Origin of the sequence: Photorhabdus hindustanensis (assembly GCF_002968995.1) — a bacterium.
Classification (GTDB): domain Bacteria; phylum Pseudomonadota; class Gammaproteobacteria; order Enterobacterales; family Enterobacteriaceae; genus Photorhabdus; species Photorhabdus akhurstii.
The window spans coordinates 1-12184 of the sequence record NZ_PUWT01000072.1 but is presented as its reverse complement, the minus strand read 5'-3'; the positions used below and the strand labels follow the sequence as shown (position 1 = coordinate 12184).

The 12184-nt window shown below is 49.6% G+C and carries 7 protein-coding genes and 3 pseudogenes; 9 read left to right on the top strand and 1 reads right to left on the bottom strand.

What is annotated here, in order from left to right:
* Window positions 1-42 precede the first annotated feature (42 nt).
* From C6H66_RS21575 to C6H66_RS21550, 7 genes and pseudogenes are all read left to right on the top strand, one after another.
* Window positions 43-1329 carry a hypothetical protein gene (locus C6H66_RS21575; protein WP_023046064.1) on the top strand — a complete coding sequence of 429 codons (1287 nt, stop codon included), beginning with the start codon at window positions 43-45 and terminating at the stop codon, window positions 1327-1329.
* Between the two features lie 38 nt (window positions 1330-1367).
* Complete coding sequence (locus C6H66_RS26145) at window positions 1368-1532, top strand: hypothetical protein (RefSeq protein ID WP_155806678.1); 165 nt, start codon at window positions 1368-1370, stop codon at window positions 1530-1532.
* Window positions 1533-1555: 23 nt separating this feature from the next.
* Window positions 1556-2344 (top strand): hypothetical protein, encoded by a 789-nt coding sequence (locus C6H66_RS21570; RefSeq protein WP_021324036.1) that lies wholly within the window; start codon window positions 1556-1558, stop codon window positions 2342-2344.
* Window positions 2268-2531, top strand: a pseudogene (locus C6H66_RS27780) (RHS repeat-associated core domain-containing protein); the annotation flags it as partial. The gene C6H66_RS21570 and the pseudogene C6H66_RS27780, both read left to right, overlap by 77 nt.
* A 1162-nt stretch (window positions 2532-3693) precedes the next feature.
* Complete coding sequence (locus C6H66_RS21560; RefSeq protein WP_105396680.1) at window positions 3694-8076, top strand: SpvB/TcaC N-terminal domain-containing protein; 4383 nt, start codon at window positions 3694-3696, stop codon at window positions 8074-8076.
* 47 nt (window positions 8077-8123) lie between these two features.
* A pseudogene (locus tag C6H66_RS27775) lies at window positions 8124-8225 on the top strand (IS200/IS605 family transposase); the annotation flags it as partial.
* Between the two features lie 80 nt (window positions 8226-8305).
* Window positions 8306-11251: an RHS repeat domain-containing protein gene (locus tag C6H66_RS21550; protein ID WP_181150258.1), complete on the top strand. Its 2946-nt coding sequence runs from the start codon at window positions 8306-8308 to the stop codon at window positions 11249-11251.
* A gap of 94 nt (window positions 11252-11345) precedes the next feature.
* On the opposite strand, the pseudogene tppB reads toward C6H66_RS21550, so the two are convergent.
* Window positions 11346-11510 (bottom strand): annotated as a pseudogene (gene tppB, locus C6H66_RS21545) (dipeptide/tripeptide permease); the annotation flags it as partial.
* 87 nt (window positions 11511-11597) lie between these two features.
* On the opposite strand from tppB, the gene C6H66_RS27770 reads away from it, so the two are divergent.
* Window positions 11598-12014 (top strand): helix-turn-helix domain-containing protein, encoded by a 417-nt coding sequence (locus C6H66_RS27770; protein WP_105396678.1) that lies wholly within the window; start codon window positions 11598-11600, stop codon window positions 12012-12014.
* 4 nt (window positions 12015-12018) lie between these two features.
* Window positions 12019-12184 (top strand): IS66 family insertion sequence element accessory protein TnpA (gene tnpA / locus C6H66_RS21535; RefSeq protein ID WP_146111090.1); only part of this gene is annotated, 166 nt, incomplete at its 3' end.

Here is a 12184-nt window from a genome sequence, read left to right as displayed (position 1 = left end):
TATGAACCGTACTGCCGATCCTTCTGAAACAGGAGAATTAATATGTTGAATCCACATCGTGCACTTGCGACTGCACCGACCCGCCGCTTTCGTTGCGGCGTTCTGGCTCCGGGGCTGATAGCCGGCTTGCTAATCGCCAGTGCTAGTGCCTCCGCCGAGAGCGCGAAAGCATTCAGGTTCAAGATTACCAGCCAGGTCGTACCTGAAATTACCCTGTTTAATCCAGAAGCCACCACCGCGATCGCGTTTAGAAAAACCGAGATTCCTGATGCAAGTAAGGTGGATACACAGAATTATATAAGTATTTGCGCCAACGGATATCCGTGGGTGAAGGGTTACAAGAAAAATGCGAAGACCGAAAATCAAAAAGTACTCATGACTTTTTTCTCCCCGAAAGCGCAAACTGCGTTAGCGCCTAACCTAGGGGAAGATTTTGCCGCCATACGTACGCAACTCAATACGCCCTATACCCTGCATCTTCCCCTGTCGAAACATCTTAATACTGGGGAAACTGATTTCAAGACTGATGACCCCGTAGTGACGTTTGGTATCCGGCCAGCATTTCCGTTCGCAAATAACTGTTCCCCGACCGCGGGCGTTTCTCAATTCCTCAGACCAATTACCATCCCGGTGCGCTCCATCGCCGATGCCACACCGATTATCGAGCAACTGGTTCCCACCCAGCAAGAGTTGGCCAAGGACGGTAAACACTTTATTGCGAAGGTAAAAATTCTGGGGGTAACGAAAGACACTACCGTGCTGTGGGTGGATAGCAATAATCCCAATGGGTTGCCGATGGCCCGGGCTAAAGAGATCGCTAGCCAGCCTGATGTGGAGCATGGTTTGACCGGCAAAGAGGTTATAGGAGGTTTGTACCGTGTCTCGCTACCTGTTCCGACGACCATGACCTATAGCGCCAAGGTTAAGGTAACGAAGCTAATTAAAAGCCAGAGCAGGACGTTTGAAGAACCGATGGTCAATGGTGACGTCAACAAGCCTTACTTGAAAGTATCAGACTGTACAGACAATCAGTGTCAGATTATCTGGAATAGCGTGATCCCCTACAGGGATGTTAACGGCAGTTTGGGATTGAGTCTGCAGGGAAACCTTCCGGTATTGGATAAAACCCAACTGCCAAAGGCCATCTTCACGCTACAGCGCAACAGTGAATGGAAGCAAGTGGGATTGTTTAGCGGCCAGACTGACGCGGCTCTGGCCCAGAGCAACTGGAAACTTTACCGTAATACCGCCAGCCCGCTGCTAACTTCATCACCTTTACCGCAAAAAGGGGTTTTTCTGCTGAATTTTGAGACGGTTGCTGCTCCATGATGCTTTGTTAAACGTGCTGGAGAGGAGAGGAATAAAATATGAGCTTTTGCGGTGCCGAGGCGCAACGCCGGCTAACATCGGCATTTAAACTGCCCTTCCCAATGGAGCGGGTGGGTAACTCAATATCACTTGATGACAAACAGCACCTTCCTTACGGTCTTTCCCCAAGGGTATGGGGAAGACGCTGTCATCTGCCGGCATAGCGTCCATATCAGGAGCAGAGATAATGCATATTCAGGTTGCCGCATTACGCACCATAACCAGTGAGAGGACGCGCCATTTAGTGGCGCGGGATAAACAACAGAGTATTACAGAGTACGCGCAGCAACATATTACCCGACGTCAGACGGAAATAGAGCAGGCACTGGCAGCATTAGTGCAGCACAAAAAAGATATATCAGTGCCCTTGTTTGTCACCCTGCCTGAGTTTTTTTGGAATATCCGCTGGGATGCATTAAAAAATGACGAAGAATTACATAATTTGACCGAGTGTTATCTCGATCAATTGCCGCAGAGAATAAATACTATTTTGGGTGCATTCCCGAAAGATAAATATGGAGGCATTATTCTCCTTGCCGGGACCGTTGCCACGTTGGTTGAAACGGCGCAGAAAGGGATTTATGAAGCGCTCAATTACTGCCTTATCGGAAATAATATCAGGAAAATAAAGTCCGGCAGCGCTGAAATGTCCATGTGGCCGAAGCATCATACTTCATGGGTGGATTTTGGTCCGCAGGTAGGGGAGTCCGGCGATATTATTGCCTATAAGCTTTCCCCCTCCCTTGGCGTTGCCGTATTAAAAACCAGCACCTGTGCTCCTGAACATAACACTGTTCAAGGATACGGTAGTCATATTGATAATGACATGATCAAAGAGTGTCCGTTCAGTATCAATATTTGTCTGGACTATACGCGTCTGAGTGCAAGCGAACAGCAAAATCAGCCAGGAAGAGTATTACCCCTATGGCGGCACGGCAATGTGGGGGGCTCGCAGCCAGATAGAGACAAACTATAAAATAGTACGTTATTCAGGCAAGGAGCGAGATGCTACGGGATTGTACTATTACGGTTTTCGTTACTATCAGTGTTGGGTTGGACGCTGGCTAAGCAGCGATCCAGACGGCCCGGCCGACGGGGTAAACCTGTATCGTATGGTCAGAAACAATCCCGCTACGCTACACGATATTGATGGGCGGGCACCCGCTCCGCTTGCGAAAGTGGATGCGGCGTTAACAGCGTTTATAAGCACCACCCGGAATGAAGATATAAAAGCAATTCGCTTATACGCCGAACGTTTGGATGCTATTAGCAATGCGGTAAATACAATTCACAATTTTGTTGATGCGACCGCCTCTGAACGACGCGGACTCGCGATGGCGACCAACAAGGGAAGTAGCATAGTGATCACCTCTACGGTGAATTCTGTGTTCAGTTGGGGCGGAACGGCCGCAGGGGCCGCCGTGGGTGGAGCCATAGGTTCTGCGCTTATGCCTGGTGTGGGAACCGCAGCAGGTATAGCAGTGGGAGGAAAGGTTGGTAGTTGGGGGGCGGGCTTAGTTGCCAAGGAAGGTAATGAATTGTTATACGATAATGTATTGAGCAAAATGAAAATGGGCAGACCGGGAAGGCTACAGACATCGATAATGAAAAGGGCACTAAATCGTGCTCATGATAATTTTGCAGTTACTGAAGCAAAGAATTATGTCGAGCAAAATTATTGGCCTAACCGTGATTCTATAAAGACATTTGTGACAGGCAAGATCGGGGGAGCCATTAAGGATGAATTCAATGCTAAGGTCCCTGTTCTTGCACTGTTTGATTTCGCCATGATGGTTAATGAGTTAGGTGCTGGGGAAATAAGGCAAGGGAAAATCGAAAAGATTGAATCTATTTTTAAACATAAAACTGTAGAACCCTTTTTGACTGATGAATACCATGATGAAATTATGGGGAAATTTGATTATCTAGGGAAAGAGACGCTCCACAGAAACGGTATTAGGAATAGGCTTTATCGTGTTAAGACCAGTAAAGAAGCGCTAACCAACAAAAGAACAACTATTCTGAACAGAATTCGAGATACAAGAAGAATGTTAAAAGCCTATACATAGGTAAAATGCCATTCAATTAAGGAGTTGAAGTGTTAGAACTCGGCGTCTAACGGAGGAAAATAGGGCTGGAAGCCCGATTCCTTTTTATCTTTAAAGCACAAAATGAATTTTTATTCATAAAAGAGCTTAAGTGAACGGCATTGTATACATAGGTAGGGTTTTAATTTTGATATGATTCGCGTTGGCTCCTTAACAGAGTTAAGGCGTCATTATCTTTACCCCACAGCCTTAAGCCAACTGACCATTGGAGCTAACGATGAGTAATTCGATATCACCCGACATGATAGCTGCCCCATCCTCACTGTCTTTGCCTAAGGGGGGGGGGACGTTAAAAGGGATGGGACAAACGCTGTCATCTGCCGGCAGTTTTGGCATGACAGAGATGAGTGTGCCGCTGCCGATATCGTCTGGCCGGGGTTATGCACCTATGCTGGCATTACACTATTCGAGTGGCGGAGAAAACGGGTTGTTCGGTCACGGTTGGGGCCTTGGGATCATGCGCGTAACGCGTTCAGTTCGTCATGGGGTGCCGCGGTATAACCAGAAGGATGTCTTTCTTGGCCCAGATGGAGAGGAACTGGTCGCAGAACGAGAATCAAATGGCAGAATCCACACGGTCTCCTGTTCAGAATATGCGGGTTTCCCGCTCGATAATACTTATACCGTGACTCGATATTTTCCCAAAGTGGAAAGCGCGTTTAATCGCCTGGAATATTGGCAGTGTAAAGATAATGCGGGGTTTTGGTTGCTCCATGGTGCAAATGGCGAATTGCACTGTCTGGGAAAAGAGCCGCAAGCGCGGCTGGCCGATCCCGATAATCCACAACATGTGGCCGAATGGTGGCTACAGGAATCATTATCCCCCTCAGGCCATCAAATTCGTTACTGCTACCGTGATGATTGCCAAACGGCTGCGTTGGAACGGGTGTACTACGGTAATAAACAGGCATCGAACGCGCTGTTGGCTTGGGACGATTGCGCGCTGGAGGCGAAAGACTGGTTGTTTACCTTGTTATTTGATTATGGTGAACGTGGCTGTGACCTGAACAAGGTCCCAGACTGGCAGGTAGCGCACTCGACGGCACCAACACGCAAGGATCCACAGCACCGCTATGAATATGGGTTTCCCCGTGATATCAAACTATTATGTCGCCAGGTATTGATGTTCCATACTTTCGCTGAACTGAATGACGGTAAGCCCTGTTTAGTCAGACGCATGCTGTTTGACTATGACGAAAATCCGCTCATGACCCAATTGGTCGGCATACAGTCCGCAGGATATGATGAGCGGAAGGCATTGCTTTCCGTACCGCCGCTGGACTTCCATTATACCCCATTCTCCCATTCTGCCGAGGGGCAACTTTGGCAACCACTTGAGGCGCTGTCTGAAATAAAGGATGGCCAGGATTATCAGTTGGTAGACCTGTACGGTGAGGGACTGCCTGGTCTGCTCTATCACGATCCTGATGGCTGGTATTATCGGGCTCCGGAGCGCGGGAAAACACCGGACAGTGTCATTTACGGAACACTACACGAGTTACCTGCAAGCCCCTCTTTTACTGGCAGTAAAATGACGCTGATGGATATTACTGGCGATGGCCGGCTAGACTGGATAGTGCAACGCCCGGGCATGGCCGGCTATTTTACCTTAAATGCCGCCAAACAATGGTCGGGGTTTATTCCCTTTAATGCCTGGCCGTCTGAGTTTCAGGCCGCCACCGCGCAGTTGATGGATCTAACTGGCGCTGGACTACAAGATTTGGTGCTGATTGGGCCAAAAAGCGTGCGTTTATATGAGAATAAACGCCAAGGATTTGGTGGGCCAGTAACCATCAGTCAGACGGAGGATGTGATGCTCCCCGTTGTCGGGCGTGACGTTACAGAGTTGGTGGCGTTCAGTGATGTGTTAGGTTCCGGGCAGCAGCACCTGATCAGCATCCGTCATGATGCTGTCACGTGCTGGCCCAATCTGGGACGGGGTAAATTCGGTAAGCCAATCAGACTGCCCGGTTTAACATTGGACGAACGGACGTTTAATCCTTCACAGGTTTATTTGGCTGATATCGATGGTAGCGGCGCCGTTGATATTATTTATGCGGAAGCCAGTCAGCTGCGTATTTTTCGCAATCAGTCAGGGCAAGGTTTTTTAGAAGACAGGGTGTTACCCCTTCCTGAGGGGGTCTGTTACGATAGACTGTGTCGGTTAAGTTGTGTGGACCTTTATGGTACCGGGGTGACCAGTCTGGTATTGACGGTGCCCTATATGGCAATTCGCCATTGGTGTTATACCTTCGCGGACAAAAAACCCTACCTGTTGGAAGGGATGAATAACAACATGGGTGCGGATACGCAATTCCATTACAGTAATTCGGCCCAGTCCTGGTTGGATGAAAAACAAGCGTTTCCACAGGCGGTCTGTCATCTGCCCTTTCCGGTACAGTTGTTGACCCGCGTTCAAACGTTGGATGAAATTACCGGAAATTGTTTGACACAAACCTGTCGTTATCGACGGGGCATGTATGACGGCACAGCGCGTAAATTTCGTGGTTTTGGCTGGGTCGAAGTGCAGGATACAGATGAAAATGCCCGACCGACCGGCATTCATGAAAGCGCAAGCAGCCCGACGCTAACTCGCACCTGGTATCATACGGGGCGGGAAGAGGATGAAAGTAGCCTCTCCGAGATGCCTGGGAAGCTATGGCGGCCTTATCGGTTAAACAGCACCCGATTAACCGAGTGGAATGGAAGTGCCGATCAACTGATTGATCCGGATAACGTGTTGAAACAGCCGTTGTATCGTTCATTACAGGGACACGTGTTGTGTCAGGAGATCTATGGTCTCGATAAATCCTCAATTGAGTCAGTGCCTTATAGTGTAACCTTTTATCGATATCAGTTACGCGTGGTGCAACCCGCTTTTGGGGCCATAGAGCCTGTAGTGTTTCCCGCACTGTTGGAAACACTCAGCTATGTTTATGAGCGTATCGCCAGCGATCCAAAAATAACGCAGAGTGTGCAGTTAGAACTTGATGCTTTTGGTTCGGTTTTACACGGTGTTGATATTGCCTATCCACGTCGCCAATTCAAAGAGTTAAAAGTCTATGCATCTTCTCTGCCCGAGGGCGCCTTTGCCGCCACAGAGGATAGTCAGCAATATGTCTTATGGCTCAATGAACATCGGGCGAAGATGTACCATCTTTGTGATGCACAGGACTGGCGGTTAGGGCTGCCAAACATGGCCCGGGAAAATACGTTGCAATATAAGGTGCAAGATGTGCCTGAAGGTGGATTGAGCCTGGAAAAATTGAAAGCGCCTGGGGGGCTTTTAGGTAAAGATAGGGCGCGTATCTTTACCGGACAAACCCAATGGAAGTATAAAGATGATAACCCTACCTTGAGCGCATTGTTGGAATATACTGAAACGGCCGAGCTTGATGATATTAGTCTCAATGCATTTAATGGTGTCTTGGATGGGCAGGCAATAAAGGATAAATTGCTGGCTGCGGGCTATATTGAAGCACCAAAAATACTTGGGGCCAAGGAAGAAAGTGATCCAGTTTGGGTGGCACGTAGAGGGTTCACGACTTGGAGTGATTATAGCTGTTTTTATTTACCGGTAGCGACCCGCAGCAGTTTACTGGTTGGGCACACGGCAATAAAATGGGATAAACACTGTTGTGCCGTAATTGAAATTAAAGACGCGGCGGGTCATACGACTGTAGCTGAATATGATTACCGTTTTCTTATTCCCTGGAAAATAATCGATATTAATGACAACGCCTCTGAAGTAAGCATTGATGCCTTGGGAAGAGTGCTTGCCACTACGTTTTATGGCACTGAAAACGGAAAGGCCGTGGGTTTTATGAAAGATATTAAGGCCTTTTCACCGCCACATACATCGATGGGTGCCACGCTTGATAACCCAAATGTACCACAGCATGTTGCTTCCTATGTGTTGGTCGATACTCACAGTTGGATGGGGAAACTAGAAGGCGTGAGTGCTCGTGATCACGCCTCTTTACTCTCTCAACATTTTGTCACCTCGGAAGGTTATGTCCGGTCGTTGGCGCGTCAGCGGCTCGCATCAGGATCTTCCGAGAGTTCCATCGCGTCTCTATTGTCTGGGAAAATCAGCGCGGTGCAACGCTTACCTATCAGTAATGCGGTATTTATCGCAGATAACTATCCCAATGTGGAGCAACAGATTAGAACCCGCGTTACTTTTTATGATGGTTTTTCTCGAACCTTGCAAACGGCTCAAAGGCATAAGTCTGGAAAGGCGGCCATTCGCGATCCAGATGGACGATTAAAGGTAACGGATAATGGCAAGGCTGTTGTTCCTGTGTTAGCTGATACAACGACGCGCTGGGCGGTGTCCGGTCGCATGGAGTATAACAATAAGGGACTATCGGTCCGCATGTATCAGCCTTTTTTTGTCAATGACTGGCGTTATATCGCGGATGATTCACTACGCGTTAATGGTTATGCGGATTGTCATTTTTACGATGCGCTTGGCCGTGAAATCTCGGTTACTACAGCCAAGGGATATATCAGGCGGCAGAGGCATTATCCCTGGTTTAGCGTGGCTGAAGACGAGAACGATACTTATGCTGAGCTTGTAGGACAAATCGTGCATTAATTTCTGAGAGGCGAATTGATGAACAGCCTAACGGCGAAAAATATCCCCAAGTGAAGCCGTTACCATGGGGGCGCGATGACTATTTTGCGAGCACAGCTGGTAAGCATGGAGATGAACAGATGATTGGAAAATACGTAAAATCAGGGTAAAGAATCCCCTAGGTTACATGCAGACATCCGTTAGCTTACGGCGAGTTTCTTCATTACCTTTCAGTGAAAAGAAGGTTCTTATGGCATCCAATACACAGACAGTGGTAACCCTATGTCATCACCAGACGCCCTTCGTGGTCTTGAACGGTTCGCGGGGGGAGCCGGTGCGCAACCTGAGCTTTCTGCGTTACCCCGGCGAGTCAGGCCCCGCACGTTGTCTGGTTCAGCGCCAGTGCCATGATCCGCATACCCGTGCGATGCGTGCCTTTGGCGCCCGTTCTTTGGCGGAGGGCATTCCCGATGCCCTGACTCTGACAGGCCTGGCAGGCCAGCCGCTTTTCAGCCACACCGTCGACGGTGGTACCACTCGTCTACTCAGCGATATAGAAGGCCGCCCTTTCTGGGGTTGCAGTGCCGAAGGCACGGTGAGCACTTGGCATTATGAAGCTCCAACTCTGCCCGGACGCCTGCTGTATGTAACCGAGCAGGCGGTGGGTGCCATGCATGCTCGAGTCCGCCAGGCACTGACCTGGGCGGGATCTGAGGCAACAAAATGCAACCTGGCCGGCGCTGTTGCTGCTGCGTGGGATAATGCCGGTGTCACTGAAACGTTATCAATGTCCTTGACCGGGGTGCCGCTGAAGACCAGGCAGCGTCTGCTGGATTCCCAGACAGCGCTGCCTGACTGGCCGGATAATACCCCACAACGGCAGGCGTTGCTGGAGCCGGATGCCCAAGCGTTGGAGTCTGAGGTGCAGACTAATGCCACCGGGGAGGTCATTGCGGAAACCAATGCTCTGGGCGTCACTACCCATAGCCGTTATGACATTTCGGGTACTGTGGCTCAGACCTGGCTTACTTGGCAAGAGCATGGCCAGCTTCGACGTCTCGGGGTTCTGGATATGGTGGAACATACGGCCGACGGCCGCTTGCTCGCCAAGACCGAGGGCAACGGCGTGGTCAGTCATTACGAGTATGAGCCGCAGACCCAGCGACTGAGCCATCTGACGGTGTCGCGCCCGCTGTCGCACACGCAGGGTGCACAAGTCCTGCAGGACCTATCTTACCATTATGACCCAGTGGGGAATGTCATCATGCGGCATGATGCTGCGGTAACGCCTGACTGGCACAGTAATCAGCAGACCGCCGGCAGCTGTACTTACACGTACGACTCGCTATACCGCCTGATAAGTGCCCGCGGTCGTGAACGTCTACCGGATACTGTAAGGGGGCCATTGAGCGGGTTGAAGTACGATAACAGCGGTGGGCGGGGCCTCTGGTGCCAGTACACCGAAAACTATAAGTACGATGACGGCGATAATCTGATACAGATCAAACATCAAGGGTTATCCCCTTGGACGCGAGGGATGGTGGTATCTACCACCAGTAACCGGGCGATACTAAAAACGGTTCCCCCCTTGGCCTCATCGCCGGACATGGGATTTACCCCGGGCGGCCGTCAGCGCACGTTAGTAGACGGTCGTCAGCTGGAATGGTATGCCGACGGTCAGCTGGCCGGGGTAAGCCCGGTGATACGGACGAACGGTGCGGAGTCTGACCGGGAGCGATATCAGTATGCTTCTGCGGGGGTGCGGGTGCGTAAGGTGCGCACTACGCGGGTGTCGGGGGGAAGTCAGCGAACGACTGTGACCTATGCCGGGGGGATAGAGCGACGTCAGTGTTATACGGAAAGAAAGATGACCTTACATGTGGCCGTCATGGACGAGGGCAACGTGCGGCTGATATGGGACTACCTTCGAGGACAGGTTCATGTGCGTTATGTACTGAGCGATATACTGGGCAGCGTCACGGGTGAAACGGATGAGTTGGGACGGGTAACGTCACGGGAGGAGTATTACCCGTACGGAGGGAGTGCGGGCAGCGTTGAGGAGACATCTGACATTATGGTTCGTACGCGGCGTTACTCGGGGAAGGAGCGTGATGCTACGGGGTTGGTTTACTATGGTTACCGGTATTACCAGCCGGGACTGTGCCGCTGGCTGAGCACCGATCCGGCGGGGACTATGGACGGCTTGAATCTGTTCAGAATGGTAAGAAATAACCCGATAACGTTATCAGATCCTGATGGGCGCGCCCCAGAGCCGGCAGTCATCAGATACAACAATAAATCCCGCTGGGATACATCGGTAATACCACGTGGAATGAGTAATAACAGCATGTTAACGCCTGAAAGAGCATCTCAGTTGCATAATCATCGGGGAGGCGGCGCTTCAATACTTTTCGCGGGAAGTGGATCTTTTCAGCATTTGACCAGCAATAGTAATGGTGCTGCAATTAATGGTTCTGCATTTGGCTTGTTATTAACTCATACCGAAAGCGGAGGAAAAGCCGTTATGCATAATATCGACTCTGCCTTAGGTGTATTAAAGCACTCTGTCGACTCAACATTCGTCAGGAACACCAATGTTGACATTGGTTTATATCATATTAATAATTTTCCAGGCAATGCCAGTTCATTTATCCGAATGGAAGGCGTCCATGTGGATGAGCTCAATATTGTTATCAAAAAAAATGCCATTAATCACCCTATGTTGAGAGGGAGTAATAAACAGACTGGTGCATCAAATAACGCTGGGGGGGTGGTATGGACGACGGGAGGAAGAATTAGACAGTTAAATATAGTAATGGATAAAGGAGTGGCTAATTTTTCATTAGAGAAAATGACAGTAAAGCGGGCTAATATGTTTATTGAGGGCAATGATAACAACTACCGAAAAATATCAAGAACTCATCAGCTCACAGCAGGAATGAATACAAACAAAGTTATGGAAGAGCAATTAGGTAGTAGTGTAGGAGCGTCATTACAGGGTATGTCTATTAAAACGCCACAGATAAATATGTACAAAAAAGGTTATCATCTCAGCTTAGGCCCAATTGAGACAACGCTGTCAGGTTCTGAAATAACCTGCGCTGATTTTAAAATGACAAAATTTTCCCATCGTAATTCCTATATTAAATCCAAAATGGAAATTTCAGGAATAAGTTGGAGTAGCACGTTACAGTAAGGGTGTTTATGCTTGCTACAAAAAATACCGGTCAGGCTTGACCGGTATTAGGGGAAATAGCCTCGGTGTTTATTATTGCGAATAAGCGTGCAGATTAACGGGCGGCAGAGACTGCCGCTTCTTGCGCTTTCTGCTCAGTGTCCTCTGCGGTGTCCAGCGTCATACGGTACAGCTTTGGTGCAGTGAGCATCATTAGAATGGCGATAACTCCTGTGGTGATACCAATCTGCATAAATACGTGGCTGTAAATCGCCAATGCCCCATTCCCAGTCGAAATGCAACAAAGTGACCCACTGGCCAGACCCGGATAAAATCACCGTTCTGGCACAACTGGAGATCCCGTTGCATGCAGGGAAAACATCTGACTCAGAAAGAACGTTTCTACATCGAAAAACGATGTGGGGAAGGCGTTAACCAGGCTACCATTGCTAGGGAGCTTTCTCTGCCACGCTCTACCATCAGCAGGGAACTCAGACGCAATACCGACTCCGCTTTCAACGGTACCTACTCCTGCAGAAGGGCGGAAACTCTGGCCTGGGTATGTCGTCATAAACCCTTGCCAGACAACGCCTTTCACCATCTGGAGCCACAAGTTCAGGATTATATTAGGCTCGCACTGTCTACTCACACCTCACCCGAGGTCATCAGTGGCCGCCTGTCTCTGGAGTTTGGCATCTCAGTCGTAATACTCCGGTCATCTCACCTTGTTCTTCCTCTCCGGCCCCTGCACGCTACTGCTTCCTTATCTTCACCTGGAGACTGACACCATGAGCCGTAGCCGATATACCCCGGAACAAAAACAACACCATGTGGCCCAATGGCGCCACAGTAACCTGACCCGAAAACAGTATTGCGAACAGCATCAGCTGAGTTTTTCCTCTTTCCGCGACTGGATTGCCGACAGTCACAAAATGCGCCAACCTCTCAGCCAGA